Here is a 25245-nt window from a genome sequence, read left to right as displayed (position 1 = left end):
GGCGCTCAGGTCCCGCCGCCGCCGTCGCCGGCCCCGATCCCGCCGTTGGCGGTCCACGCCTCGGTGTCCATCGCCGGAGCACCACGCGGGTTGATCCCACCGATCAGACCGCGTCGCCTGCGGGACCGGTCCGCCCATGCGCAGAGGCCGAGGACCACCGCGAGCACGCCCAACGCCACCCAGATCATCGGCCCCTCCTCGGTCGTCGTCGGAGTCTCCAACCTGGTGATCATCCGCCCGTGGAGGGGGCCTGTCGATCCTCCGAGCGGACTAGTCATCGCCGATGCCGCGCGCGTGCAGCGCGTCACCGGTCTCGTGGGCGCGCGCGACGACCCGGATCACGAACGGCGTGAGGAACGCCCGCGGGTGCCGTACGCCGCGAGCGCGGGCGGCGTCGCGGGTCTCGGTGGCCAGCGCGACGGTGCCCGGGAGCGCCTGGATCGCGAGCCCGAACGCCAGGGCGACGCGCTCCGGGTCCACCCCCACCCGGCGCAGCGGGGTGATCCAGCGGATGAACGCGTCGAGCATCGCGTTGACCGGCGTCGTGGCCGAGACGACGACCGCGGCGAGCGACAGGGCGACCAGGTCGACGAACGTCTCGATCGCCTTGTCCCGCCCGTACCACAGCCACTGGAGCGCGCCGACGAACGCCGCGAAGAACAGCACCGTCCGCGCCGCGCGCACCAGGGTGATCAGGTGGATCCGGCCGACCAGGCCGAGCACCAGCGCCACGGCGAGGAAGGCCCACGACGCCGGCATGCTGCGCACCATGACGATCGAGAGGCTGAAGGCCATCAGGCCGGCGAGCTTGAGGCCGACCGGCGCCCGGTGCAGCAGGCTGTCGCCGGGCTGGTAGACCCCGACGAGGCCGGTGCTGCTCATCAGCCGGCCACCGTGGCGAGGTAGTGCTCGACGGCGGCGTCGGCCGGCCCGTCGAAGCGCACCGCGGCGTCCTCGACGACCAGCACGCGGTCGCAGCGGCGGGCCAGGTCGAGGTCGTGGGTCACCAGCACCAGCTGCTGCTCGAGCCCGAAGAGCAGGTCCGCGACCCGGCGGGTGTTGGCGAGGTCGAGCAGGGTGGTCGGCTCGTCGGCGACCACGATGGCCGGCTCGACCGCCAGCACGCCGGCCAGCGCGAGCAGCTGCTTCTGGCCCCCCGAGAGAGCGTGCACGCTGACGTCGGCGTGGTCGCCGAGGCCGTAGCGCTGCAGCACGGCCAGCGCCTTCTCGTGCCGCCGTGCCGCGCTCTTCTCGTGCCGGCGCAGCGACAGCTCGACGTCCTCGACGCAGGTCGGCATCACCAGCTGGGCCGCCGGGTCGGTGAACACGAAGCCGACCCGGCGTCGTACGGCGCCGCCCTGGCGGCCCACGTCGACACCGTCGACCAGGACCCGCCCCGAGGTCGCCTCGACGAGCCCGTTGACGAGCCGGGCCAGCGTCGACTTGCCGGAGCCGTTCGCGCCGATGACGCCGATCCGCCGCTCGGTCAGCTCCACGGTCGTCGGCTCGAGCACGACGCGCGGACCGCCGGGGGCAGCGACGCTGACCCCGGCGGCCTCGAAGGAGATCGTCGGCACCTCAGCGACGCGCGAGGAGCTGCGGGAACGCGCGGTGGACCTCGGCGGCGACCAGCGCGACCAACGTGGTCTTGAGGATGTCGCCGATCCAGAAGGGCGTGTCGTAGGTGAAGGCCTCGTGCCAGGTGACGTCGAAGTAGAGCTTCATGCCGATGATCCCGAGCGGGTGGATCACGAGGACGCTGCCGGCCAGCGAGCAGAAGAAGACCCAGATGGCGCGGGTGCGGTTCTCGCCGGCGACGTACTTGACCAGGAATCCGGCCAGGGCGGCGGCGAAGGGGAAGGCGATCAGGTAGCCCGCGCTGGGGCCGTTGAAGACGGCCAGTCCGGAGGAGTGCTCGGCGAAGACCGGCAGCCCGATCGCGCCGAGCAGGAGGTAGAGGCCGACCGCGAGGAAGCCGCGGACCGGCCCGAGCACGCACCCGGCGAGCATCACGCCGAACGTCTGGAGCGTGATCGGCACGCCGGAGCCGCCGGTGGGGATGGCGCCGATGTAGGCGCAGGCCGAGATCAGCGCCGCGAAGCCGGCGATCAGCGCCAGGTCGGTGGTGACGGAGCGCCGCGGCCGCGCCGTCGTCGTCGGAGTCGTCTCGGCCATGGTCATGGGTCGTCCTTCGCGGTGGTGAACTGAACGGCGTTCAGGTTAGGGTTCCGATCCGCAGGGGTCAACGGTGACCGGACGGTAGGGAGGGTGTGACGTGCGCAACCATCGCGCCGACGTCGTCGAGCGGGCGCTCGACGTGCTCGACCGCTACGGGCTGGCGGACCTCACGATGCGACGGCTCGCCACCGAGCTCGGCGTGCAGCCCAGCGCGCTCTACCACCACTTCCCCAACAAGCAGGCGCTGCTCGCCGCCGTGGCCGACGAGGTGCTGCGTCGCGGTCACCGGGACCCGCGGCCGGCGGCCTGGGACGATCGCGTGGTCGCCATCGGCGCCGAGCTCCGCGACGCGATGCTGGCCTACCGCGACGGCGCCGAGCTGGTCGCGACCGTGCGCTCCTTCGGGCTCGGCGCCGCCACGCCGTACGACGAGCTCGCATCGGCGCTCGCCGACGGAGATCTCGACGCGGGCCTGGTGCCGACCGCCACGCGCACGCTCCTCCACTACGTGTTCGGTCACGCGGTCGACGAGCAGACCCACCTGCAGGCCGGCTCGGCGGGGGCCATCGACGACGCCCCGCGCGCCGAGTCCGACTTCCACGTCGGCCTGGCGATCGTCCTCGACGGGATCCGCGCACTGGTCAGGAATCGAGAAGCGCACTGACCCGGTCGCTTCCTAGCGTGGTGGCATGACCACGACGAAGACCACCAACGGATTCACCGACGCCGAGCGCGCAGCCATGAAGGAGCGCGCCGCCGAGCTCAAGGCCGAGGGCAAGAAGGGTGCCAAGAAGGCCGACGACCTCCAGAACGTGCTCGACAAGATCGCGGAGATGGAGGACGCCGACCGGGTGATCGCCGAGCGCATCCACGCGATCGTCACCGCCGTCGCGCCCGACCTCGACCCCAAGACCTGGTACGGCATGCCGGCCTACGGCCGCAACGGCAAGGCGATCATCTTCTTCAAGCCGGCCGCCAAGTTCGGCAACCGCTACTCCAACCTCGGCTTCAACGACGGTGCCCGGCTCGACGACGGCACCATGTGGCCGACGGAGTACGCGATCACCACCCTGACCGACGGCGACGTCGCGCGGGTCGAGGAGCTGGTCAGGAAGGCCGCGGGCTGAGGTCGAGCAGCGGGCGGGGCCAGGTGGCGGTGGACAGTCCACCGCCGACCGCCCGCTTCTCGAAGTGCAGGTGACAGCCGTCGGGGGCGCCGCTGTCGCTGGCGCGTGCGAAGACGGTGCCTCTCCGGACCCACTGGCCCTCACGCACGTAGACGCGGCGGGTGTGCCCGATCACCAGGTCCCAGCCCTGCCTGGCGTTGCGCAGCAGCAGCGGGTGCTCGCCGTACGCCGACCCGAGGCTGTCGCTGGAGACGACCCGGAAGGGCTGCGCGGCGTAGAGCCGGGTGCCGCACGGCATCGCGACATCGAGCCCGTGGTGGAAGCCGTTGCCCCCGCGGCACCGGGGGTCGGGGGAGTAGTAGGGCGCGCTCGTGCAGCCGAACGGGATCATGATCCGGTGCGCGCCGCCGAACCACGGCGACTCGTAGCGGGTGCGGTCGGCGGTGTAGAAGTGCCACCGCGGGTCGGCGTGCGCGGCCGGAGCCAGCGTGCCGACCAGGACCAGCCCGAGCAGGGCCGCGAGCAGGCGCATGGGCGTCACGCTAGCGCGAACTCGCCCGGCGCCAGGCTGCGCAGCACGCAGAACTCGTTGCCCTCCGGGTCCGCCATCACGACCCAGCTGACGTCACCCTGGCCCACGTCGGCGTGCCGCGCACCGAGGGCCTCGAGGCGGGCGACCTCCTCGGCCTGCGTCCCGTCGATCGGGGAGAGGTCGAGGTGCAGCCGGTTCTTGACGGTCTTGCCCTCGGGCACCCTGGCGAAGAACAGCGACGGCGCGACCGGGCCGCGGCGCACCCCGTCCAGCAGCTCGGCGTCCACTCGGCCGGCCGGGCCGATCTCCACGAGGTCGTCGGTCGCGTCCAGCACGACGTAGCCGAGCACCGCGCACCAGAAGCTCGCCAGGCGAGCCGGGTCGGCGCAGTCGACGTTGATCTCGGTGAGCCGGGAGGTCATGCACCGGATTATCGAGGGTCAGCGCACCGCGAGCGACTCCCGCCGCATCTCCGCGAGCTGCTCGCGCAGCCCGGGGTCGCGCATCACCTCGGCGACGAGGGGGCAGCTCTCGGGGCCGCTCGCGCCGGGCGCGCACAGCGAGCAGGCGTCACCGAGACGGACCGGGCACATCGGATCGGGTCTCCCCACGTCCTCAACGCTAGGTCGTCTCGGAGCCGGCCAGCAGAGGCGAAGGTCCCGCGACGGCAGCCGGCTGCGGCGTGGCCACCGCCAGCAGCCGCTCGCACTCGCCGATCAGCGCGGCCCGCAGCGGGGCGCCGCGCTCGGCGAAGCCGCGCTGCGCCTCGGCGTACTCCGCCTTGCCGGCGGCGGTCTCCACCGCGATGGGGTCGAATCCCAGCGAGGCCAGGTCGTACGGCGCGGCGCGCATGTCCAGCACGCGGATGTCGCGGGCGAGCTCGAAGCAGTCGGCGACCAGGTCCGAGCAGATCAACGGCGTCAGCCGGAAGGCGTGCTTGTAGAGGTCCATGCCGGCGTGGAGGCAGCCCGGCTGCTCGAACTCGGGTCGGTCGGACGACGACGGCGCGAGCGTGTTGAGCGGCGCCGCGGCCGGGGTGAAGAAGCGGAACGCGTCGAAGTGGGAGCACGCGATCCGGTGCGACTCGACGACCGCGTCCGTCCCCGCGGCCCCCAGCCGCAGCGGCCAGTCCGCGTGCCGGGTCTCCTCCTCGGACAGGCGGTAGACCATCGCCCACTCGTGCATGCCGAAGCAGCCGAAGTTCGCCGGGCGCGAGGCGGTCGCGCGCAGCAGCCGCAGCAGCGCGACGAGCAGCGGCCGCTGCGACGCGACGTACGTCGTCGTCACCGCGCCGTCGGCGTACCCCTTCAGCCCGTCGTACGCCGGCGCGTCGGCCAGCCGGACGCCGTACCCGGGGTGCCAGCGCCGCAGCTGGGCGGGCCGCTGCGAGTAGTAGGTGAAGAGGAAGTCGTGCACCGGGTGCTTGACCCGCGCCCCGCGCCGGGCGAGGTGCGGCTCGACGTAGGCGTCGATGCGGGCCGCGTGTGCGTCAGCACACGCCTCCCACGCAGCGCGCTCCATCTCCTCCACGGGCGTCAAGCGTAGGTGGATAGGCTCGGCGGGTGCGCATCGCGAGATTCACCACCGGCGAGGACCCCATGTACGGCGTGGTCACGGGCGAGCTCGACGAGTTCGGCCAGCCCGACCCCGACAGCGTCGTCGTCGCCCTGGCCGGCGACCCGCTCTACGTCGGAGTCAAGCTGCTCGACCAGGAGCACCGGCTCGAGGACGTGCGCCTGCTGGCGCCGGTGCTGCCGCGCAGCAAGGTGGTCGGGATCGGCCGCAACTACGCCGCGCACGCCGCCGAGATGGGCAACGACGTGCCGACCGAGCCGTTGATGTTCCTCAAGCCCAACACCAGCGTCGTCGGCCCTGGCGACCCGATCTACTACCCGCCGCAGACCCAGAACCTCCACTTCGAGGGCGAGCTCGCCGTCGTCATCGGCCGGATCTGCCGCGACGTGCCGCCGGAGCAGGCGACCGACGTCATCCACGGCTACACGATCGCCAACGACGTGACCGCGCGCGACCTGCAGAAGAGCGACGTGCAGTTCACCCGCGCCAAGGGCTTCGACTCGTTCTGCCCGCTCGGCCCCTGGATCGAGACCGACCTCGACCCCCACGACTTCGCCGAGGGCCGCCGGGTGCAGACGCACCTCAACGGCGACCTCAAGCAGGACGGCTCGACCAGCGACCTGATCTTCGACATCCCGACGCTGATCGCGCACGTCTCCAGCGTCATGACGCTGCTCCCCGGCGACGTCATCCTCACCGGCACCCCCGAGGGTGTCGGTCCCATGGAGGTCGGCGACGAGGTGGAGATCTCCATCGCCGGCCTCGGCACCCTCACGAACAAGGTGGCATCTCGATGACCGTCCGCGTCCGCATGGCTCCTTCGCCGACCGGCTCCCCGCACGTCGGCCTGGTGCGCACGGCGCTCTTCAACTGGGCGTTCGCCCGCCACCACGGCGGCACGTTCGTCTTCCGCATCGAGGACACCGACAGGGAGCGCAGCACCCAGGAGTCCTACGACGCCATCATCGACCTGATGCGGTGGCTCGGCCTCGACTGGGACGAGGGCCCCGAGGTCGGCGGGCCGCACGCGCCCTACTTCCAGAGCGAGCGCGGCGACCTCTACCGCGACGCGCTGGAGCGGCTCGCGGCCTCGTCGTACACCTACGACTGCTTCTGCACCAACGAGGAGGTCGACGCCCGCCGCAAGGACTCCGGCTCCAAGGTGATGGGGTACGACGGCTTCTGCCGCGAGCTCTCCGCCGAGCAGCGTGCGGCGTTCGAGGCCGAGGGCCGCAAGCCCGTCGTGCGCTTCCGGATGCCCGACGGCTCGATCACCTGGCACGACCTGGTGCGCGGCGAGGTCACGTTCGAGACCCGGTTCGTGCCCGACTACGCGCTGTGCCGGGCCAACGGGGACCCGCTCTACACGCTGGTCAACCCCGTCGACGACGCCTACATGGAGATCACCCACGTGCTGCGGGGCGAGGACCTGCTGTCGAGCACCCCGCGCCAGCTCGCGCTCTACGACGCGCTCGTCGAGCTCGGCATCGCCAAGCAGACGCCCGAGTTCGGGCACCTGCCCTACGTCATGGGCGAGGGCAACAAGAAGCTGTCGAAGCGCGATCCCGAGGCGCACGCGCTGGCCTACCGCGAGCAGGGCTTCCTCCCCGAGGGCCTGCTCAACTACCTGGCCCTGCTGGGCTGGGCGATCGCGGCCGACCGCGACGTCTTCTCGATGGAGGAGATGGTCGCCGCGTTCGACATCGCCGACGTGAACCCCAACCCGGCGCGCTTCGACATCAAGAAGGCGGAGGCGATCAACGCCTCGCACATGCGGCTGCTCTCGCTCGACGAGATGACCGACCGGGTCCTGCCCTACCTGAAGTCCGCGGGCGTCGTCTCCGACCCGGTCACCGACGCCGACGCGCGGCTCCTCGAGCTGGCGATGCCGCTGGTGGCCGAGCGGATCAACAAGCTCACCGAGTCGGTCGACATGCTCGGCTTCCTCTTCGTCAGCGAGGACGACTTCGTCGTCGACCCCGCCGACGCCGAGAAGTTTCTCGACGACGACGGGCGGGCCGTCGTACGTCGCGCGCTCGAGAGGCTCTCCGGCCTCGACGAGTGGTCGAGCGCCGCGATCCAGGAGGCGCTGCAGGCCGAGCTCGTCGAGGCGATGGGGCTCAAGCCGCGCAACGCGTTCGGGCCCGTGCGGGTGGCGATCAGCGGGCGCCGGGTCTCGCCGCCGCTCTTCGAGTCCATGGAGCTGCTCGGACGCGACCGCTCGCTGGCCCGTCTCCAGAGCGCGCTCGGCTGACCGTGGAGGACCACGCCGGGCTGCCGTACCACCGGATCCACCGCGGCGGGCGCCCTGGCTGGTGGCGTCCCTTCCTGGGCGTCGTCCTGCTGGCCACGGCGTTCATCGTCGTGGTGCCGCTGCTGGTACAGCTCGGCTTCGCGATCGGCTTCGCGGTCACCGGGCGTGACGTGGTCGAGTCGTCGCAGCGGTTGCTCGACCTCGACGACCCGACGCCGGTGTCGCTCGCCTACCTCAACCTCGCGATCGCCGGGGCGATCCCGGTGGCGTGGCTGATCAACCGCTACCTGCACGGCCTGCGGCCCGGCTGGCTCGCCTCGGTGCGTCCCCGGATCCGGTGGGGCTGGCTGGTCGCCTGCCTCGGGCTGTCGCTGGTCGCGCTGGTCGCCACGCTCCTGGTGTCGGCCATGGTGCCGCAGACCGTCGAGGGCACTGAGATCGGTGGCGGGGTCAACGAGTACACGACGACCATGCGCGACTTCCTGCTCGTCGTGGCGTTCCTCACGCCGTTGCAGGCGGCGGGGGAGGAGTACGCCTTCCGGGGCTACCTCACCCAGGCGTTCGGGGGCGCGTTCGGCAAGGCGTGGATCGCCGTCCTGGTGCCGGCGCTGCTCTTCGCGCTCGCGCACGGCGGCCAGAGTGCGCCGGTGTTCCTCGACCGCTTCGCGTTCGGGGTCGTCGCCGGCCTCGCGGTCGTGCTCACCGGCGGCCTGGAGGCGGGCATCGCGATGCACGTGCTCAACAACTGGCTGGCCTTCGGGCTCGCCATCGCGTTCGGCGACATGGCCTCCACGCTGAACCCCACCGGTGGCAGCTGGTGGTCGATCCCGGTGACGCTCACCCAGTCGCTCGTCTACCTCGGCCTGGTGGTGTGGGCGGCTCGCCGGCTGGGTGTGCGTTCCACCACGCAGACCCCTTTCGGGGGTGGCGTTTTGCTCGCCTCGAACGGTCGCGTGTAAGGTTCTTTCTCGGTCCTGCTGGCTCGTCCAGCGGGGCCGAAACACTGGTAGAACAGTGGGATATGGTGTAATTGGCAGCACGACTGGTTCTGGTCCAGTTAGTCTAGGTTCGAGTCCTAGTATCCCAGCGAGATCGCCGCTCACGAGCGGCGATTTGGTGCGAGAACCCAGCAAACGCTAGGCTTTCGCCGGTTGGTCAACAACTGAAACATGCCCCGTTCGTCTAGCGGCCCAGGACGCTGGCCTCTCACGCCGGAAGCACGGGTTCGAATCCCGTACGGGGTACCAGACAGAAGGCCCGGAGCTCTCGCTCCGGGCCTTCTGCGTTCCCCGCGGGATCAGCGCACCTCGCCGCGGACGGCCCGTCCCGGGTAGGCGTCGAGGTCGAGGGCGCCGTCGCGGATGACGAAGGTGCCGCCGACCATGAGGTGTCGCACGCCGCCCGAGGGGCGGGTGGGGTCGTGGACAGTGGCGTGGTCGGTGAGGGTGGCTGGGTCGATGACGACTAGGTCGGCGTCGGCGCCCGGTGCCAGCAGCCCCTTGGCGCGCATGGCCGGCGCGACCTCGTCGAGCACGCGGGCGGGCAGGTAGGAGCAGCGCCGGAACGCCTCGGCCCAGCTCCAGAGCCCGTGCTCGAGCACCATCAGGCGCAGGCTGCGCGCGAACGTGCCCGACGTCCTCGGGTGGGTGGACGCGCCGGGCGGCAGCGGCCACTCGCGGGTGTCGTGGCGCCGGTCCGGCCACTCCAGGGGCATCGCATCACTGGCGACGATCGCGTCGGGGTAGGCGAGCGCCCGGCGCAGGATCTCCCGGTCGGACTCCTGCCGCTCGTCGAGGAACTCCACCACGCACGTCGCGCCGGGGTCCTGCTCGCGGAGCTCCGCGAGCCGGCGTACGTCGGCGATCCGCTCGCCGCTGCCGAGCATGACGATGCTGGAGGCCGTGAGGCCCCACGCGTCCAGACGCTCGGGCGCCAGGAAGAACGCGCCGATGCTCGTGCTGCCCATGCCGTAGGGGTAGACCTCGACGCTGACCCGCGAGCCGGCCGCGCGCGCCTCGTCGAGGGTGCCGAGCACCCGGTCGACGTGGCGGCGCGACGTGCTGTTGACGTGGCAGTGGTGCATCGCGGCGCCGGTCTCCTTGGCGGCGAGCGCCACCTCGCCCGAGCCGTCGATCGGTGTCGTCGGGTCGGCCTCGACCAGCTCGCGCACGTGCGTGAACGTCGGCGCGCCCGCGGCGGCGGCGAGGCGGGCGACCTCGACGTACTCCTTCGGGTCCGAGCGCGGCGCGTAGCCCATCAGGATCCCGATGCCGAGCGCCCCGCCGGCGAGCTCGCGCTCCAGCAGGTCCAGCCAGGCCGCGAGCTCGGCGGGCGTCGACGTGCGCTGCCACTCCGGGTCGCCGAGCAGGTTGGTCGAGGAGTCGAAGCGGGCCGTCGGCGTGACGCCGGACAGCACCTGGCCGCGCGCGTCGGCCCAGGACGCGGAGAAGCCGTAGTTGAGCACGCGGCCGGCGGCCGCGGCCTCGGCGTAGGCCCGCTCGATCGGCATCAGGCCGGCCTCGAGGTCGAGGTTGGTGGTGACGCCGTCGAAGGCCTGCAGCCGTTGCCCGGCGATCGAGTGCACGTGGCTGTGCAGGTCGACGAACCCCGGGCCGACCACGAGGCCGGTGACATCGACGACGGTGGCGCCGTCCTCGAGCAGCGGGACGGCGGAGATCGCCGCGACCCGACCGTCGCGCACGACGACGTCGGCGACGACCTCCGTCCCGGCAGCAGGGTCGATGACGCGGCCACCGCGCAGGATCGTCGTGGTCATCCCGCCATTGTCATGGCGCGCTGCCACGATCCGTTCGGTGGATCCCACAAGACGATGGGGGGCGCCTCGTCGACCTTCACCAGCCGCGCCGCGGGGTCGCCGCGCGCCGATCGAGCTGGGAGCGCGCGGTCACGGGCAGAGTCCGTTGGCAGCGGCGTCCTCGCGGGCCCCGGCTGGCTTGCGCCCGCTGATCGCGCCACGGCCGAGCGCGCCGAGCGGCTCGTCGTCGATGACCTTCTGCCACAGCTGCTCGGCCTGGGGGAGCAGCTGCAGCCGGCCCCAGTTGGGGTCGCCGATCGGGAAGTCCGAGACCGGTGCGGTCACGAAGCGGATCTTCTCGAGGTCGGTCTGCCGCAGCGAGCCGCCGAGGTCGACGAGCGCGGCGACGCTCGCGAGCTCGGGGTCGGTCTGGATCGAGCCGGCGAGGGCGGTCGCGAAGGACAGCAGCTTGTCGGGCCGGGTGAGCATCCGGGCGGAGGTCGCCTTGGTCAGCATCGACGCGGCGAACGCCTGCTGGCGCCGCATGCGGCCGATGTCGGCGTTCGGCGTCGAGGTGCGCTGACGGACGTAGGCGAGTGCGTCGTTGCCGTAGAGCTTGCGGGTGCCGGCGTCGAGGTGGATGTTGTGCTCGGCGTCGTCGATGTCCGCCGGGATGCAGACCTCGACGCCGTCGACGGCGTCGACCATGTCCTTGAAGCCGCCGAAGTCGACCACGATGTAGTGGTCGACCGGGATCCTGGTGAGGGACTGCACCTGGGCCGCGGTGCACGCCGCGCCGGCGACCGCGAAGGCCTCGTTCCACATGACGTCGGCCTCAGCCGGGTGCGTGACGCCGTCCTCGTCCACGCACTCGGGCCGGTCGACCAGGGTGTCGCGCGGGATCGAGATCCCGTACGCCGAGCGGCGGCCGTCGGCCACGTGCAGCAGCATCGTGAGGTCCGATCCGCCGAGGCCGCCCTGGCGGTCGATGTCGCAGCCGTCGCAGTCGCGCGTGTCGGTGCCGATGACGAGGAGGTTGAAGCCGCCGGTCGGCAGCTTCGCCGCCGCCTCGGCCTTCTGCTGCATCGCCGGCGTGCGGGGGATCGGCGCGCCGGCGTCGATCTGCCGGTCGATGCGGTTGTAGGCGAAGACCACGCCGGCGCCGGTGAGCAGGGCGATGACGAGCTCGGCCACCACGATGACGCGCAGCACCCTGCGCCGGTGACGACGGCTCGCTCCACCCACGTGGATCCTCCCTCCCGCACCCGAGATCCACCCGATCCCGCGGAGCCTATCGGTCCCGCGCGACGGCGGGGTCGGCCCTCGCTCACGACCGTGTCCGATTTCCGCCGGATCAGGTCGGCGGCGGCAGGCAGGATGGGGTCATGGCCACGACGATCCCGCTGGAGACGCGGCTCGACCCCGAGTCCTGCTACCGCGCCGTGAAGTCGCGCGACCGGCGCTTCGACGGAGTCTTCTACACCGCCGTCCGCACCACCGGCATCTACTGCCGCCCGTCCTGCCCGGCCCGCACGCCCGCCTTCCAGAACGTCACGTTCCACCCGAGCGCCGCCTCCGCGCAGGCCGCGGGCTACCGCGCGTGCAAGCGGTGCCTCCCCGACGCGACGCCCGGCAGCCCCGACTGGGACGTCGCCGCCACCGCGGCCGGTCGGGCGATGCGGCTGATCGCCGACGGCGTCGTGGACCGCGAGGGGGTGGACGGCCTGGCCGCCCGGGTCGGCTACACGTCGCGCCACCTCGGCCGCATCCTCACCGCCGAGCTCGGCGCCGGTCCGCTCGCCCTGGCCCGCGCGCGCCGCGCGCAGACCGCCCGCGTGCTGATCGAGACCACCGACCTGACCTATGCCGACATCGCGTTCGCCGCGGGCTTCTCCAGCGTGCGCCAGTTCAACGACACGATCCGCGAGGTCTACGCGTCCTCGCCGACCGACCTGCGCGGCCGCCGGGGCGGGCGACCCGCCACCGGCACCGTCACCATGCGCCTCGCCGTGCGCACGCCGTACGCCGGGCGCGAGCTGCTGGCGTTCCTCGCGCTGCGGGCGATCCCGGGCGTGGAGGCGGCCGGCGACGGCTGGTACGCGCGGACCCTGGCGCTGCCCCACGGGTCCGGCACGGTGCGGCTCGAGGTGCCGGACGAGACGGAGCCCAACCACACCGCGTTCGCGACCGCGACGTTCGTGCTCGAGGACCTGCGCGACGTGAGCGCGGCGACCGAACGGGTCCGCCGGCTCCTGGACGCCGACTGCGACCCGGTGGCGGTCGCCGATGCGTTCGCGGGCGACCCGCTGATCGGCCCGCTCGTGCGCGCCCGGCCCGGGCTGCGCGTGCCCGGCCACGTCGACGGCCACGAGATCGCGGTGCGGGCGGTGCTGGGCCAGCAGGTCAGCGTCGCGGGTGCCCGCACGGTCGCGGCCCGGCTGGTGGCCGCGCACGGCCGACCGCTGGCGCACCCGGCCGACGGCCTCACCCACCTCTTCCCGGACGCGGCCACGATCGCCGCGCTGGACCCCATCGACCTGCCGATGCCGCGATCCCGCGGTCGCGCGCTGATCGCGCTGTGCGCGGCGCTCGCCGACGGCACGATCGCGCTCGACCGCGGCCCGGACCGCGACGACGTACGCCGGGCGCTGCTGGCGATCCCCGGCATCGGCCCGTGGACCGCCGACTACATCGCGCTGCGGGCACTGGGGCACCCCGACGTGTTCCTGCCGACCGACATCGGCATCCGCGACGCGCTCGCCGGTCTCGACCGGGACCCGGGCACGGCCGCGCAGCTGGCCGAGGAGTGGCGCCCGTGGCGCTCCTACGCCCAGCTGCACCTCTGGCAGAGCCTTACCCTCGACACGCACCCGAAGGAGCAGTGACATGTGGACCCTGATGGACTCGCCGGTCGGCGAGCTGCGCATCGTCGAGCACAGCGGGGCGATCACCGCGATCGAGTTCTCGCCGTTCCGTGACCACGACGGTCGGGTGCGCGGCGACCGCGCGGACGACCACCCGGTGCTCGTCGAGTGCGTGCGTCAGCTGACGGCGTACTTCGCCCGCGACCTCAAGGAGTTCGACCTCCCCCTCGCGCCCGAGGGCAGCGACTTCCAGCGCCGCGTGTGGGACCAGCTCCTCCTGGTCGGCTGGGGCGAGACCGCGTCGTACGGCGAGATCGCGCACCGGCTCGGCCACACCAACGCGGCGTCCCGCGCCGTCGGCCTCGCCAACGGGCGCAACCCGATCCCGATCGTGATCCCCTGTCACCGGATCATCGGCGCCAACGGCACGCTCACCGGCTACGCCGGGGGCCTCGAGCGCAAGCAGCTGCTCCTCGAGCTGGAGCAGGACGCCCTCTTCTGATGGGGGACTGGCAGACCCACGGGTCCCGCACCGTCTACGAGAACCCGTGGATCCGGGTGCGCGAGGACGACGTCACCCGCCCCGACGGCAGCGTCGGCCTCTACGGCGTGACCGAGGTGCGCCATCCCGCGGTGTTCGTCGTCCCGGTGACCGACGCGGGCGAGGTGCTGCTGGTGCGGCTCTTCCGCTACACGATCGGCCGGATGTCGCTCGAGGTCCCGGCCGGCGGCTCGGACGGGCAGGACCTCCTCGTGGCGGCGCAGCGCGAGCTCCGCGAGGAGACCGGCCGCACGGCGAGCACGTGGACCCGCCTCGGGCACGTCTACGCGCTCAACGGCGTGGCCGACGCCCGCGCCGAGGTGTTCCTCGCCCGGGGCCTCGCAGACCAAGGTGGCGGCAGCCCGGACGAGGAGGGCATCACGGAGGTGCTGAGCGCCCCCTGGCCGCAGGTGATGGAGCTCGTGCGCACCGGCGAGATCCACGACAGCGAGTCGATCTCGTGCCTGATGCTGGCCGCGCTCGCGTGTGGCCGGATCGGCTGACCCTGCCTGCTGCCCCACCCGGCGGCATACCCACAGACGTTCCGGTCGTTCCCGGGGGTTCGGGACCACCACGTCGTCTGTGGGTATCGCTCACCGGGATAGCCACAGACGTTGTGGTCGTTCCCGCGGGTTCGGAATCACCACTTCGTCTGTGGGTATGCGACGAGGTGTCCGGACCGCTCACCGGGATAGCCACAGACGTTCTGGTCGGTCCCAGGCCCTCGGAGCCACCACTTCGTCTGTGGGTACGCGACACGATGTCCGGACCGAATCATCGGGATAGCCACAGACGTTCTGGTCGTTCCCGGGCCCTCGGAGCCACCACTTCGTCTGTGGGTATGCCGCCGCCGCCGGCGGACGAAGGGCTACTCCGCCGCAGCCCTCCGCAGCGACTCGCTGAGCCGCTCGGCGGCGGCGAGGACGGCGGGTGCGTGCATGCGGCCGGGCTGACGGGAGAGGCGCTCCAGCGGGCCGGAGACGGAGACGGCGGCGATGATCTTGCCGCCGGGGGAGCGGACCGGGGCGGACACCGAGGCGACGCCCTGCTCGCGCTCGCCGACCGACTGTGCCCAGCCGCGGCGGCGTACGCCGGACAGCGCGGCCGCCGAGAAGGCCGAGTTCTGGAGGCCGCGGTGCATCCGCTCCGGGTCCTCCCACGCCAGCAGCACCTGGGCGGCGGAGCCGGCGCGCATGGTGAGCTGGGAGCCGACCGGGATCGTGTCGCGCAGCCCGCTCGGCCGCTCGGCGGCGGCCACGCAGACGCGGTGGTCGCCCTGGCGCCGCCAGAGCTGGGCGGACTCGCCGGTGATGTCGCGCAGGCGCGCGAGGACCGGGCCAGCAGTGGCGAGCAGCCGGTCCTCGCCGGCCGCGGCGGACAGCTCCGCGAGTCGCGGGCCGAGGACGAAGCGACCCTGCATGTCTCGTGCGACCAGGCGGTGGTGCTCGAGCGCCACCGCGAGCCGGTGCGCGGTCGGTCGGGCCAGTCCGGTGCCCGCGACCAGGCCGGCCAGGGTGGCCGGACCGGACTCGAGGGCAGTGAGCACGAGAGCGGCCTTGTCGAGAACGCCGACACCGCTGGAGTTGTCCATATGGCAATACTGCCGTCTCACAACCTGGGATGCAAGTGGTACGGTTTGTGAGATCGCAGGAAGTTCGCGAAGGCGTGAGGGAGAGGTAGTCCGATGGGCAAGACCCTGTCAGAGAAGGTGTGGGACGAGCACGTCGTGCGCTCGGTCGAGGGGGAGCCGGACCTCCTCTTCATCGACCTCCACCTCATCCACGAGGTGACCTCGCCGCAGGCCTTCGACGGCCTTCGCCTCGCCGGCCGCCAGGTACGGCGCCCCGACCTGACCCTCGCGACCGAGGACCACAACGTCCCGACCCTCGACTGGGACAAGCCGATCGCCGACCCGGTCTCGCGCACGCAGGTCGAGACCCTGCGCAGGAACTGCGAGGAGTTCGGCGTCCGGCTGCACCCGCTCGGCGACATCGAGCAGGGCATCGTGCACGTCGTCGGCCCGCAGCTCGGTCTGACGCAGCCGGGCATGACGATCGTCTGCGGCGACTCCCACACGTCGACGCACGGCGCGTTCGGCGCGATCGCCCATGGCATCGGCACCTCCGAGGTCGAGCACGTCCTCGCCACGCAGACGCTGCCGCAGGCGCGGCCGAAGACGATGGCCGTCACCGTCAACGGCTCGCTGCCCGAGGGCGTCACCGCCAAGGACCTGATCCTCTACCTGATCACCCAGGAAGGCACGGGCGGTGGGCAGGGCTTCATCGTCGAGTACCGCGGACAGGCGATCCGCGAGCTCTCGATGGAGGCCCGGATGACCGTGTGCAACATGAGCATCGAGTGGGGTGCCAAGGCCGGCATGATCGCGCCGGACGAGGTCACCTTCGCCTACCTCGCGGACAAGCCCGAGGCCCCGAAGGGCGCCGAGTGGGACGCGGCCCTCGCGCACTGGCGGACGCTGGTCACCGACGACGACGCCGTCTTCGACAAGGAGGTCGTCGTCGACGCCGCCGACATCACGCCGTGGGTCACGTGGGGCACCAACCCCGGCCAGGGCGCGCCGCTGGGCGGCACCGTGCCGTCTCCCGAGGACTTCGAGGACGCGTCCGACAAGGTCGCCGCCGAGAACGCGCTGCGCTACATGGACCTCGAGGCCGGTACGCCGCTGCGCGAGGTCCGGGTCGACACGGTCTTCGTCGGCTCCTGCACCAACGGTCGTCTCGAGGACCTGCGCGAGGCCGCGGCCGTCATCAAGGGCCACAAGGTCGCCGACGGCACCCGGATGCTCGTCGTGCCCGGTTCGGCGCGGGTCCGGCTCGAGGCCGAGGCCGAGGGCCTGGACCTGGTCTTCAAGGAGGCCGGGGCGGAGTGGCGCGGTGCGGGCTGCTCGATGTGCCTGGGCATGAACCCCGACACCCTCGCGCCGGGCGAGCGCAGCGCGTCCACGTCCAACCGCAACTTCGAGGGCCGCCAGGGCAAGGGCGGTCGCACGCACCTGGTCTCGGTGCCGGTCGCCGCGGCGACCGCGATCCGCGGCACCCTCTCGTCGCCCGCCGACCTCCAGACCGTGGGGAGCAACTGACATGGAGAAGTTCACGACGCACACCGGTGTCGGGGTCCCGCTGCGCCGCAGCGACGTCGACACCGACCAGATCATCCCGGCCGAGTACCTCAAGCGCGTCACGCGCACCGGGTTCGAGGACGGCCTGTTCGCCGCGTGGCGCAACGACCCGTCGTTCGTCCTCAACAACCCGGTGTACGCCGAGGGCTCGGTCCTGGTCGCCGGCCCGAACTTCGGCACCGGGTCGTCGCGCGAGCACGCGGTGTGGGCGCTGCAGAACTACGGCTTCAAGGCCGTGCTGTCGCCGCGCTTCGGCGACATCTTCCGGGGCAACTCCGGCAAGGCCGGTCTGCTGGCCGGCACGGTCGACGAGAAGGTCGTCCAGCGACTCTGGGACCACCTCGACGAGAACCCGGGCGCGACCGTGACCGTCGACCTCGAGTCGCGCACCGTGCGCGCCGGCGATGGCCCGGATGCGATCGAGGACTCCTTCGACATCGACGACTACACGCGCTGGCGGCTGCTCGAGGGGCTGGACGACATCGGCATCACCCTGGGTCACGAGGCCGACATCGCCGCCTACGAGGCGAACCGGCCGTCCTGGAAGGCGGCGACGCTGCCGGCGAGCTGATCGCCACCGGCCTCCGATGCCGAGATTTCCCTGTCCTGGTTGGGAAATCTCGGCATCGTTGCATTTCGGGCACGCTCGTCGGGGAGTGCGAAATGGCGCGTCAAAGGGCCGGATATCCCCACTGCTGAGCCGATCTCGCAATTCGACGATGCCAAAAACACGCCGCGAAACGCCGTGGGGTGATTGTGAGTAACGCCCGGTTTACCTAGCGTGCGTTGAAGAAAGTCGAGCACGGGCTCGACCACAGTCGTTCATTGGAAGGGAAGACAGTGAACAAGTCAGAGTTTGTCGAGGCGCTCTCCACTCGTTTCGAGGGGAACAAGAAGGCTGCTTCGCACGCCCTCGAGGCCGTTCTGGACACGATCACGCGAGAGGTCGCCAAGGGCGAGAAGGTCGCGATCACCGGCTTCGGCTCGTTCGAGAAGCGGGTCCGCGAGGCTCGGTGGGTGCGCAACCCGCAGACGGGTGCGCGGATCAAGGCCAAGAAGACCGCCGTGCCGAAGTTCACCGCCGGCGCGGACCTCAAGAACGTCGTCTCGGGCGCCAAGAAGCTCCCGAAGCTGACGCTGTCCGCACCGGCAGCCGCGAAGAAGGCAGCTGCGGGTCCGGCGAAGAAGGCTGCTGCTGCCGCCAAGAAGGCGGCCCCGGCGAAGAAGACGGCTCCGGCCAAGAAGGCCGCTCCCGCCAAGAAGGCGCCCGCCGCGAAGAAGGCGGCTCCGGCGAAGAAGACGGCTCCGGCCAAGAAGGCGGCTCCGGCCAAGAAGGCGGCGGCCAAGAAGGCCCCCGCCAAGAAGACGGCGCCCGCCAAGAAGGCCCCCGCCAAGAAGGCCGTGACCGCCAAGAAGGCGGCTCCGGCGAAGAAGACGGCCGCCAAGAAGGCGCCCGCCAAGAAGGCTCCGGCGAAGAAGACGGCCAAGAAGGCCTGACGCTCGCCGTCGCTACCCGTCGAACGGGCCGTCACCCTCGGGGTGGCGGCCCGTTCGTCATGCTCCCTCGGTGGCGATCACAGCGACGGAGGTGCTCGCACCGAGCCCGAGGTCCTTCGCGTCGGCCAGGTCGTCCTGGTCGTCGACGTCGCGGCGCACCGACGCGGGTGCGTCGCTGACCTCGTGCGCGCCGGCCGCGATGTGGGCGGCGCGCGAGCCGGGCCCGAAGTGCGGGTCGAACGCGGCAGCCGGGGCGGCGTACAGCGTCGTGCCGATGCCGATCGCGTCCGGGACGAAGCTCGGGCGGTCCGAGGGGAGACCCGAGAGCACCAGGTCCAGGTCGGCGGGCCGGAGCGCCGGCAGGTCAGCGCAGAGTGCCACCGGGGCGAGGTCCGGCCAGCGACGGTGCGCCTCCGCGGCTGCCTGCCGCAGGGTGCCGTTGAGGTCGCCGGCGACGCCGTCGGGGATCGCCGCACAGCCGAGGGAGGAGAGCACCTGCGAGAAGCGGGCGTCATCGGTGACGACCAGCACCTGGGCGACCCGCTCGGCGCGCAGGCAGGCGAGCACGGTGTCCTGCGCGAACGCCTCGGCGAGCGCACGGCGCGCCGGGGCGTCGAGCCCGGCGAGCCGGGACTTGCCGACTGCCGGCGGCTTGACGGGCACCAGGACGGCGTACTGGCGAAGGACGGAGGACACGGACATCGCGACGATCTTGTCAGGTCCGGGACCGAGTAGCCTGCGCAGGTGGTCGTTCGCAAGATGCAGGAGAAGCGCAGCTGGGCGTGGGTGTTCGCCGAGCCCATCGTGAGGGCGGCCCTGGTGTCGACCACGAAGCACGAGTGGATCGACGGCCAGAACATCCCGGCGACCGGCGGCTGCATCATCGTGCTCAACCACGTCTCGCACGTCGACCCGCTCACGGCGGCCCACCTGGTCTACGACCACGGCCGGCTGCCGCACTACCTCGCGAAGTCCGGCCTGTTCAAGAACAAGGCGCTGGGCGCCTTCTTCCGGGCCGCCGGGCAGATCCCGGTCGAGCGGATGAGCAAGAACGCCGCCGGCGCGTTCGACGCCGCCGTGCAGGCGGTCCACGACGGGAAGTGCGTCGTGGTCTATCCCGAGGGCACCATCACCCGCGACCCCGACGGCTGGCCGATGACCGGCAAGTCCGGCGCGGCGCGCATCGCGCTCGAGACCGGCTGTCCGGTGATCCCGGTCGGCCAATGGGGCGCGCAGCAGCTGCTCGCGCCGTACGCGAAGAAGCCCGACCTCTTTCCCCGCAAGCTGATCCGGATGAAGGTCGGCGAGCCGATCGACCTCAGCGACATCGCGGCCAAGGAGCCGCGCACCCTGGCGGTCATCCAGGAGGCGACCGACCGGATCATGGCGGTGATCACCGGCCTGGTCGAGGAGGTCCGGGGCGAGGTGGCGCCCGCCGAGCGCTTCGACATGAAGAAGGCGGGCGTGCGCCAGATGGGCAACCCCAACAAGACGCCGCAGGAGGGCGCCGAATGAGCAAGGTCGCCGTCTTCGGCGCCGGGTCCTGGGGCACCGCGTTCTCGATCGTGCTCGCCGACGCCGGCAACGACGTGACGCTCTGGGCCCGCCGCGAGGAGGTCGCGCAGACGGTCAACGCGCAGCGCGAGAACTCCGAGTACCTCCCCGGCATCGAGCTGCCCCCGGCCGTCCAGGCGACCCATGACGTCGAGAAGGCGATGCACGGCGCCGACGTCGTCGTGCTCGCCACGCCGTCGCAGTCGCTGCGCGCCAACCTCACCGAGTGGGCGCCGTACGTCGAGCCCGGCGCGGTGTTCGTCTCGCTGATGAAGGGCGTCGAGCTCGGCACCCTGGAGCGGATGAGCCAGGTGATCGCCGAGATCACCGACGCGGGTCCCGAGCGCATCGCCGTCATCAGCGGCCCCAACCTGGCCAAGGAGATCGCGCGCCGCGAGCCGGCCGCCTCCGTGGTCGCCTGCGCCGACGAGGACGTCGCCAAGATGCTGCAGGCCCGGGTGCACTCGCCGGCGTTCCGGCCCTACACGAGCGTGGACGTGCTCGGCTGCGAGCTGGGCGGCGCCTACAAGAACGTCGTCGCGCTCTCGGTGGGCATGGCCGTCGGGCTCGGCTTCGGCGACAACACCACCGCGTCGGTCATCACCCGTGGCCTCGCCGAGACCGCTCGCCTCGCGATGGCGCTGGGCGCCAACCCGCTGACGCTCATGGGCCTGGCCGGGCTCGGCGACCTGGTCGCGACCTGCTCCTCGCCCCTGTCGCGCAACCGCACGTTCGGCGAGAAGCTCGGGCAGGGCATGACCACGGCGGACATCTACGCCTCGACCCGGCAGGTCGCCGAGGGCGCGAAGTCCTGCTCGTCGCTGCTCGCGCTGGCCCAGCGCACCGGCGTCGACGCCCCGATCGCGCACCACGTCGACGCCGTGGTCGACGGCCGGATGACCGCCACCGAGATGATGGACGCCTTCATCGCCCGCGACACCAAGGCCGAGACGGACTAGAGGGCCGCGAGCGCCTGCTCGAGGTCGGCCCAGAGGTCCTCGACGTCCTCGATGCCGACGGACAACCGCACCAGCCCGTCGGGGATGGTCGCGGGCTCGGCCTTCCAGCGCCGGCGTCGCTCGAAGGTCGACTCGACGCCGCCCAGCGACGTCGCGTGCACCCACAGCGACGTCGACCGGACCAGCCGGTCGGCGGGCTCCTCGCCGCCGGCGAGCACCGCGGAGATGATGCCGCCGAAGCCGGGGTAGCGGACCTCCTCGAGCGCGGGGTGCCCGGTCAGGCGCTCGACCAGCACGCGGGCGTTGGCCTCCGCACGGTCGAGTCGCACGTGCAGCGTACGGATCCCGCGCAGGGCCAGCCAGGCCTCGAACGTGCCCGGGGTCGCGCCGAGCAGGTCCCGCCGGCCCTTGAGCACCGCGTAGAGCTGGTCGTCGGCCGCCACGACCGCGCCCATCAGCACGTCGCTGTGGCCCGCGAGGTACTTCGTCGCCGAGTGCACGACCAGGTCGGCGCCGAGCGCGATCGGCTGCTGGCGCAGGGGAGTGGCGAAGGTGTTGTCGACGACGACGTAGGCGCCCGCAGCGTGGGCCGCCTCGGCGATGCGCTGGATGTCGGCGAGCTCGAGCGCCGGGTTGGTGGGCGACTCGAACCACACCAGCGCGGCGTCCTCGCACGCGGCGACGACCGCCTCGGTGTCGGTGATGTCGACGAGCTTGGTGCGCAGCCGGCCCCGGCTCTCGAGGTCGGCGAGCTGGAGCAGGGTGCCGGTGTAGGAGTGCGCCGGCGCGACGACGAGCGCGTCGTGCCCGACCAGGTCGAGCACCGTCGTCACGGCCGCCATGCCGGAGGAGAAGGCCAGCGCCCGGCCGCCCTCCAGCGCGCCGAGCGCCGCCTCGAACGCCGCCCACGTCGGGTTGCCGTAGCGGCCGTACTCGAGGCCGCCCGTCGCGACGTACGTCGACGCCATCGTGATCGGCTCGCTGAGCGGCCGGTCCGGCTCGTGGGGCGGGCGTCCGGCGGTGACGGCGACGGTGGCGGGCTTCATGCCCCAGAGGTTAGGCCCGATAGGGTCGGTCGCGATGAACGAGTCCAACGATCCCGCCAGTCCTGGGCGCAAGCCCCGCGTCGCCGTCGTCTTCGGAGGCCGGTCGAGCGAGCACGCGATCTCGTGCGTCACGGCCGGCAGCGTCCTGGCCGCGATCGACTCGGCGGCCTACGACGTCGTGCCGATCGGCATCGCCACCGACGGTCGTTGGGTCCTCGAGTCCGGCGACCCCGACCGCCTGCGGATCCAGGGCCCCGACGGGCTCCCCGAGGTCGACGGCAGCCGCGCGAGCGTGACGCTCGCCCCCGAGGCGGCGTCGACGGGCCTGGTCGTCACCGAGCCCGCGGAGCCCCCGCGCACCCTCGGCGACGTGGACGTCGTGTTCCCGGTGCTCCACGGCCCGTGGGGCGAGGACGGCACCATCCAGGGCATGCTCGAGATGGCCGGCGTGCGCTACGTCGGCGCCGGGGTGCTGGCCTCGGCGGTCAGCATGGACAAGTCCTACATGAAGGTCGTGCTCGCCGCGGCCGGCCTGCCGGTCCTGCCGTCCGTGACCGTCACCGCCCGCCAGTGGGAGCACGACCAGGTGGCCGCGCGGGAGCGCGCCGCGTCGCTCGGCTACCCGCTCTTCGCGAAGCCCGCCCGGGGCGGCTCGAGCATCGGCATCTCGAAGGTGCACGACGAGTCCGAGCTCGACGCCGCCATGGACGAGGCGCTCCGCTACGACCCCAAGGTCCTCCTCGAGGCGTACGCCGGAGGCGCTCGCGAGGTCGAGTGCGGCGTGCTCCAGGCGCTCGACGGCACCCCCGAGACCAGCGTGCCGGCGGAGATCCGGATCTCCGGCGAGCACGAGTTCTACGACTTCGCGGCCAAGTACCTCCCCGAGGAGCACACCGAGCTCGACGTGCCGGCCGACCTGCCGGACGAGGTCGCCGGGCAGATCCGGGAGATGTCCGTGCAGGCGTTCGAGGCCGTCGGCGGCGAGGGCCTGGCCCGCGTCGACTTCTTCGTTCTGCCCGACGGCCGGGTCGTGGTCAACGAGATCAACACGATGCCCGGCTTCACGCCGACCTCGATGTACCCACGGATGTGGGCGGCGTCGGGGGTCGACTACGCTGCGCTGGTGGACCGGCTGATCAGGCTCGCGCTCGCCCGCGACATCGGGCTGCGCTAGGACGAGGACGCCCTAGAGGCACCGGTCCTCGACCTCGGTGTAGCGCTCGACCAGGGGCGCGAGCGCGACCAGCGCCTCGGCCTCCGGTGCGTAGTCGTCCGGCACGACGACCTGGACCCGCGGGCGGTAGCCGTCCGCGGTGAACACCGTCTCGTCCCCGCCCTCGTCGGGGACCACCCAGCCGACTCCGTCGACGACCGTGCACGGAGGGGCGTCGCTGATGTCCAGCGCGTCCACGCCGCAGGTGAGCACGATCGGCGGGTCGCCCCAGGCCGCGCCGTGCTCGGTGTCGCCCTCGACCTCGACGGAGTCCTGCCCGGCGAGAGAGGCGGGCAGCGCGGCCACGAGGTCGCGGCAGGCCCGGTCCTCGGCGTCCGTCAGGTCGCCGGTCTCGATCGTCGGCGGACCGCAGGCGCTGAGGAGCGCACAGACGACGACGCCCCCGGCCACGAGGGTCCAGGGGCGTCGGTGCGCCGGGTGCACGCTCAGATGTGGACGACCGGGCAGGTCAGCGTGCGGGTGATGCCGTCGAGGCTCTGGACCTTGGAGACCACCAGCTTGCCGAGCTCGTCGACGTTGCGGGCCTCGGCTCGGACGATCACGTCGTAGGGGCCGGTGACGTCCTCGGCCAGGGTGACGCCCTTGACCTGGGCGATCGCGTTGGCCACCTCGGCGGCCTTGCCGACATCGGTCTGGATCAGGATGTACGCCTGGACGACCATCGAGCTCTCCCTGGTTTGAGCGGGTTGTGCAGCGGGCGGTGTGTCGTCGGTCAACCTACCGTGCGGTACCAGTGCCGTCATCTGGTGGGATGGGCCCCATGGGCTACCCACCTGACGCGACGCTGGCCGACGCGGGCGAGTTCGGCCTGATCGCCGCCTTCGTGGACCTGTTCCCCCAGGGCGAGCAGGTGCTGGTCGGTCCCGGGGACGACGCGGCGGTGCTGCGGGTGCGCAACGGCCACGTCGTGGTCTCGACGGACCTGGTCGTCGAGGGACGCCACTTCCGGCGCGACTGGGCGAGCGCCGAGGACGTCGGGCACCGCGCGGCCGCCCAGAACCTCTCCGACATCAACGCGATGGGCGGCCGGGCGCACTCGCTGACCGTGGGTCTCGCGGCGCCCGCCGACCTGCCGGTGCAGTGGGCGCTCGACTTCGCCCGCGGCTTCGCGGAGGAGTGCTCGCTCGTCGGCGCGAGCGTCGTCGGTGGCGACCTCACCCGCGCCAGCGAGATCGTCATCGCGGTGACGGTGCTCGGCGCCTGCACGCAGGCACCGGTGCTGCGCTCGGGCGCCCGGCCGGGCGACGTCCTGGCGCTCCACGGCAGGCAGGGCTGGGCCGCCGGAGGCCTCGCCGTCCTCGGCCGCGGCTTCCGGTCTCCCCGCGCACTCGTCGAGGCCTACCGGCGCCCGGAGCCGCCGTACGACGCCGGGCGGGTCGCCGCCGAGGCGGGTGCCACCTCGATGATCGACGTCTCCGACGGACTGCTCGCCGACCTCGGCCACATCGCCGCGGCGTCCGGGGTCGCCGTCGACGTGCACACCTCGGCCTTCGACGTGCCCGAGCCCCTGCACGCGGTCGGTGCCGCGCTCGGCGCGGAGCCGATCTCGTTCATCCTCGGCGGGGGAGACGACCACGCGCTGCTCGCGACCTACGCCTCGGTGTCGGACGTGCCGGAGGGCTGGTCGGTCATCGGTGCCGTCGGCCAGGGCTCCGGCGTCACCGTCGACGGCGCTGAGTACGAGGGCCCCACCGGCTGGACGCACTTCTAGCGCGACTCGTCGCGTCCTGCCCGGCCCAGGACAAGCGAAAAGGCCCCGACCACGAGGGTCGGGGCCTTGTCGAGGCGTCAGGTCAGCGGGTGACCTTGCCGGCCTTGAGGCAGCCGGTGCAGACGTTGAGGCGCTTGGGGGTGCCGTTGACCTTGGCACGGACGCGCTGGATGTTGGGGTCGAAGCGACGCTTCGTGATCTTGCGCGACCACGGCCGGTTGTTGCCGAAGCCCGGCTTCTTGGCGCAGATGTCGCAGACGGCAGCCACGAGGTACTCCT

The 25245-nt window shown here is 72.2% G+C and carries 31 protein-coding genes and 2 tRNA genes; 17 read left to right on the top strand and 16 right to left on the bottom strand.

Annotated elements, in window-relative coordinates; translation table 11 throughout:
• Positions 1-5 precede the first annotated feature (5 nt).
• Genes HZF07_RS07330 through HZF07_RS07315 form a run of 4 tightly spaced genes read right to left on the bottom strand, consistent with a single transcriptional unit; the run spans position 6 to position 2181 of the window.
• Positions 6-221, bottom strand: a complete 216-nt coding sequence (locus HZF07_RS07330) for a hypothetical protein (protein WP_157340550.1) — start codon at positions 219-221, stop codon at positions 6-8.
• Positions 222-270: 49 nt separating this feature from the next.
• Positions 271-882 carry an energy-coupling factor transporter transmembrane component T family protein gene (locus HZF07_RS07325; RefSeq protein ID WP_157340548.1) on the bottom strand — a complete coding sequence of 204 codons (612 nt, stop codon included), beginning with the start codon at positions 880-882 and terminating at the stop codon, positions 271-273.
• Positions 882-1577 (bottom strand): energy-coupling factor ABC transporter ATP-binding protein, encoded by a 696-nt coding sequence (locus HZF07_RS07320; RefSeq protein WP_181644905.1) that lies wholly within the window; start codon positions 1575-1577, stop codon positions 882-884. The genes HZF07_RS07325 and HZF07_RS07320 overlap by 1 nt, the downstream gene beginning before the upstream one ends.
• Before the next feature lies 1 nt (position 1578).
• Positions 1579-2181 carry a biotin transporter BioY gene (locus HZF07_RS07315; RefSeq protein ID WP_157340546.1) on the bottom strand — a complete coding sequence of 201 codons (603 nt, stop codon included), beginning with the start codon at positions 2179-2181 and terminating at the stop codon, positions 1579-1581.
• A 94-nt stretch (positions 2182-2275) separates the two neighbouring features.
• Between HZF07_RS07315 and HZF07_RS07310 the strand changes: the two genes are divergently transcribed.
• Together HZF07_RS07310 and HZF07_RS07305 are read left to right on the top strand one after the other, a co-directional pair.
• Complete coding sequence (locus HZF07_RS07310) at positions 2276-2842, top strand: TetR/AcrR family transcriptional regulator C-terminal domain-containing protein (RefSeq protein WP_181644904.1); 567 nt, start codon at positions 2276-2278, stop codon at positions 2840-2842.
• A 25-nt stretch (positions 2843-2867) separates the two neighbouring features.
• Positions 2868-3305, top strand: a complete 438-nt coding sequence (locus HZF07_RS07305) for an iron chaperone (RefSeq protein WP_157340543.1) — start codon at positions 2868-2870, stop codon at positions 3303-3305.
• On the opposite strand, the gene HZF07_RS07300 is transcribed toward HZF07_RS07305, so the two are convergent.
• Genes HZF07_RS07300 through HZF07_RS07285 form a run of 4 tightly spaced genes read right to left on the bottom strand, consistent with a single transcriptional unit; the run spans position 3286 to position 5358 of the window.
• Positions 3286-3837, bottom strand: coding sequence for a M23 family metallopeptidase (locus tag HZF07_RS07300; RefSeq protein ID WP_157340541.1), 552 nt, complete (start codon positions 3835-3837; stop codon positions 3286-3288). The genes HZF07_RS07305 and HZF07_RS07300 overlap by 20 nt on opposite strands.
• Positions 3838-3842: 5 nt before the next feature.
• Positions 3843-4259 carry a VOC family protein gene (locus tag HZF07_RS07295; RefSeq protein ID WP_157340539.1) on the bottom strand — a complete coding sequence of 139 codons (417 nt, stop codon included), beginning with the start codon at positions 4257-4259 and terminating at the stop codon, positions 3843-3845.
• 18 nt (positions 4260-4277) lie between these two features.
• Positions 4278-4448 (bottom strand): DUF6767 domain-containing protein, encoded by a 171-nt coding sequence (locus tag HZF07_RS07290; RefSeq protein ID WP_157340537.1) that lies wholly within the window; start codon positions 4446-4448, stop codon positions 4278-4280.
• Between the two features lie 10 nt (positions 4449-4458).
• Positions 4459-5358 (bottom strand): 3-methyladenine DNA glycosylase, encoded by a 900-nt coding sequence (locus HZF07_RS07285; RefSeq protein WP_157344727.1) that lies wholly within the window; start codon positions 5356-5358, stop codon positions 4459-4461.
• 41 nt (positions 5359-5399) lie between these two features.
• On the opposite strand from HZF07_RS07285, the gene HZF07_RS07280 reads away from it, so the two are divergent.
• The 5 genes from HZF07_RS07280 to HZF07_RS07260 all read left to right on the top strand — a co-directional run bounded on the left by HZF07_RS07280 (position 5400) and on the right by HZF07_RS07260 (position 8913).
• On the top strand, positions 5400-6209 hold the full coding sequence (locus HZF07_RS07280; RefSeq protein ID WP_181644903.1) for a fumarylacetoacetate hydrolase family protein: 810 nt from the start codon (positions 5400-5402) through the stop codon (positions 6207-6209).
• Positions 6206-7666, top strand: a complete 1461-nt coding sequence (gene gltX, locus HZF07_RS07275) for a glutamate--tRNA ligase (RefSeq protein WP_157340535.1) — start codon at positions 6206-6208, stop codon at positions 7664-7666. Before HZF07_RS07280 ends, gltX begins: the two co-directional genes overlap by 4 nt.
• A gap of 2 nt (positions 7667-7668) precedes the next feature.
• On the top strand, positions 7669-8625 hold the full coding sequence (locus HZF07_RS07270) for a CPBP family intramembrane glutamic endopeptidase (RefSeq protein WP_309504641.1): 957 nt from the start codon (positions 7669-7671) through the stop codon (positions 8623-8625).
• Positions 8626-8681: 56 nt separating this feature from the next.
• Positions 8682-8753: transfer RNA gene (locus HZF07_RS07265), tRNA-Gln, on the top strand.
• Between the two features lie 84 nt (positions 8754-8837).
• Positions 8838-8913: transfer RNA gene (locus tag HZF07_RS07260), tRNA-Glu, on the top strand.
• Between the two features lie 50 nt (positions 8914-8963).
• Here HZF07_RS07260 and HZF07_RS07255 read toward each other — a convergent pair.
• On the bottom strand, positions 8964-10469 hold the full coding sequence (locus HZF07_RS07255) for an amidohydrolase family protein (protein WP_309504640.1): 1506 nt from the start codon (positions 10467-10469) through the stop codon (positions 8964-8966).
• Positions 10470-10571: 102 nt separating this feature from the next.
• Positions 10572-11666 (bottom strand): LCP family protein, encoded by a 1095-nt coding sequence (locus HZF07_RS07250; RefSeq protein WP_157340531.1) that lies wholly within the window; start codon positions 11664-11666, stop codon positions 10572-10574.
• A gap of 140 nt (positions 11667-11806) precedes the next feature.
• Here HZF07_RS07250 and HZF07_RS07245 point away from each other — a divergent pair, with 140 nt between their 5' ends.
• From HZF07_RS07245 to HZF07_RS07235, 3 genes are read left to right on the top strand one after another with little or no spacing between them, the layout of a single operon-like run.
• On the top strand, positions 11807-13306 hold the full coding sequence (locus HZF07_RS07245) for an AlkA N-terminal domain-containing protein (RefSeq protein ID WP_157340529.1): 1500 nt from the start codon (positions 11807-11809) through the stop codon (positions 13304-13306).
• Between the two features lies 1 nt (position 13307).
• Positions 13308-13787, top strand: a complete 480-nt coding sequence (locus HZF07_RS07240) for a methylated-DNA--[protein]-cysteine S-methyltransferase (protein WP_157340527.1) — start codon at positions 13308-13310, stop codon at positions 13785-13787.
• Positions 13787-14329: an NUDIX domain-containing protein gene (locus tag HZF07_RS07235; RefSeq protein ID WP_157340525.1), complete on the top strand. Its 543-nt coding sequence runs from the start codon at positions 13787-13789 to the stop codon at positions 14327-14329. Before HZF07_RS07240 ends, HZF07_RS07235 begins: the two co-directional genes overlap by 1 nt.
• 365 nt (positions 14330-14694) lie before the next feature.
• Here HZF07_RS07235 and HZF07_RS07230 read toward each other — a convergent pair whose 3' ends face one another.
• Positions 14695-15417, bottom strand: coding sequence for an IclR family transcriptional regulator (locus tag HZF07_RS07230; protein WP_157340523.1), 723 nt, complete (start codon positions 15415-15417; stop codon positions 14695-14697).
• A gap of 93 nt (positions 15418-15510) precedes the next feature.
• Here HZF07_RS07230 and leuC point away from each other — a divergent pair, with 93 nt between their 5' ends.
• The 3 genes from leuC to HZF07_RS07215 all read left to right on the top strand — a co-directional run bounded on the left by leuC (position 15511) and on the right by HZF07_RS07215 (position 18462).
• Positions 15511-16926, top strand: coding sequence for a 3-isopropylmalate dehydratase large subunit (leuC, locus tag HZF07_RS07225; RefSeq protein WP_157340521.1), 1416 nt, complete (start codon positions 15511-15513; stop codon positions 16924-16926).
• A 1-nt stretch (position 16927) separates the two neighbouring features.
• Positions 16928-17536: a 3-isopropylmalate dehydratase small subunit gene (gene leuD, locus HZF07_RS07220; RefSeq protein ID WP_157340519.1), complete on the top strand. Its 609-nt coding sequence runs from the start codon at positions 16928-16930 to the stop codon at positions 17534-17536.
• A 269-nt stretch (positions 17537-17805) separates the two neighbouring features.
• Complete coding sequence (locus tag HZF07_RS07215; RefSeq protein ID WP_181644902.1) at positions 17806-18462, top strand: HU family DNA-binding protein; 657 nt, start codon at positions 17806-17808, stop codon at positions 18460-18462.
• Between the two features lie 57 nt (positions 18463-18519).
• Here HZF07_RS07215 and cofC read toward each other — a convergent pair whose 3' ends face one another.
• A complete protein-coding gene (gene cofC, locus HZF07_RS07210) occupies positions 18520-19164 on the bottom strand; it encodes a 2-phospho-L-lactate guanylyltransferase (protein WP_157340515.1) in 645 nt (214 codons plus the stop codon).
• A 42-nt stretch (positions 19165-19206) separates the two neighbouring features.
• On the opposite strand from cofC, the gene HZF07_RS07205 reads away from it, so the two are divergent.
• Together HZF07_RS07205 and HZF07_RS07200 are read left to right on the top strand one after the other, a co-directional pair.
• Positions 19207-19977: a lysophospholipid acyltransferase family protein gene (locus HZF07_RS07205; protein ID WP_309504636.1), complete on the top strand. Its 771-nt coding sequence runs from the start codon at positions 19207-19209 to the stop codon at positions 19975-19977.
• Complete coding sequence (locus tag HZF07_RS07200) at positions 19974-20975, top strand: NAD(P)H-dependent glycerol-3-phosphate dehydrogenase (protein WP_157340513.1); 1002 nt, start codon at positions 19974-19976, stop codon at positions 20973-20975. The genes HZF07_RS07205 and HZF07_RS07200 overlap by 4 nt, the downstream gene beginning before the upstream one ends.
• Here the strand turns inward: HZF07_RS07200 and HZF07_RS07195 are convergent.
• On the bottom strand, positions 20972-22021 hold the full coding sequence (locus HZF07_RS07195; RefSeq protein ID WP_157340511.1) for a trans-sulfuration enzyme family protein: 1050 nt from the start codon (positions 22019-22021) through the stop codon (positions 20972-20974). The genes HZF07_RS07200 and HZF07_RS07195 overlap by 4 nt on opposite strands.
• A gap of 34 nt (positions 22022-22055) precedes the next feature.
• Here HZF07_RS07195 and HZF07_RS07190 point away from each other — a divergent pair, with 34 nt between their 5' ends.
• A complete protein-coding gene (locus HZF07_RS07190) occupies positions 22056-23195 on the top strand; it encodes a D-alanine--D-alanine ligase family protein (RefSeq protein WP_157340509.1) in 1140 nt (379 codons plus the stop codon).
• A 12-nt stretch (positions 23196-23207) separates the two neighbouring features.
• On the opposite strand, the gene HZF07_RS07185 is transcribed toward HZF07_RS07190, so the two are convergent.
• On the bottom strand, positions 23208-23678 hold the full coding sequence (locus HZF07_RS07185; protein WP_157340507.1) for a DUF3515 domain-containing protein: 471 nt from the start codon (positions 23676-23678) through the stop codon (positions 23208-23210).
• Positions 23679-23680: 2 nt separating this feature from the next.
• Positions 23681-23917, bottom strand: coding sequence for an Lrp/AsnC family transcriptional regulator (locus HZF07_RS07180; protein ID WP_157340505.1), 237 nt, complete (start codon positions 23915-23917; stop codon positions 23681-23683).
• A 98-nt stretch (positions 23918-24015) separates the two neighbouring features.
• Between HZF07_RS07180 and HZF07_RS07175 the strand changes: the two genes are divergently transcribed.
• Entirely contained in the window at positions 24016-24966 is a 951-nt protein-coding gene (locus tag HZF07_RS07175; protein WP_157340503.1) for a thiamine-phosphate kinase, read from the top strand.
• A gap of 82 nt (positions 24967-25048) precedes the next feature.
• Here HZF07_RS07175 and rpmB read toward each other — a convergent pair whose 3' ends face one another.
• The gene (gene rpmB, locus HZF07_RS07170) at positions 25049-25234 is read right to left on the bottom strand and encodes a 50S ribosomal protein L28 (protein ID WP_181644901.1); all 186 of its coding nucleotides are present in this window, start codon (positions 25232-25234) and stop codon (positions 25049-25051) included.
• Positions 25235-25245: the final 11 nt, after the last annotated feature.

The organism is Nocardioides agri, assembly GCF_013778305.1.
Taxonomy (GTDB): domain Bacteria; phylum Actinomycetota; class Actinomycetes; order Propionibacteriales; family Nocardioidaceae; genus Nocardioides; species Nocardioides agri.
This window is presented reverse-complemented; position numbering and strand designations above follow the sequence as displayed.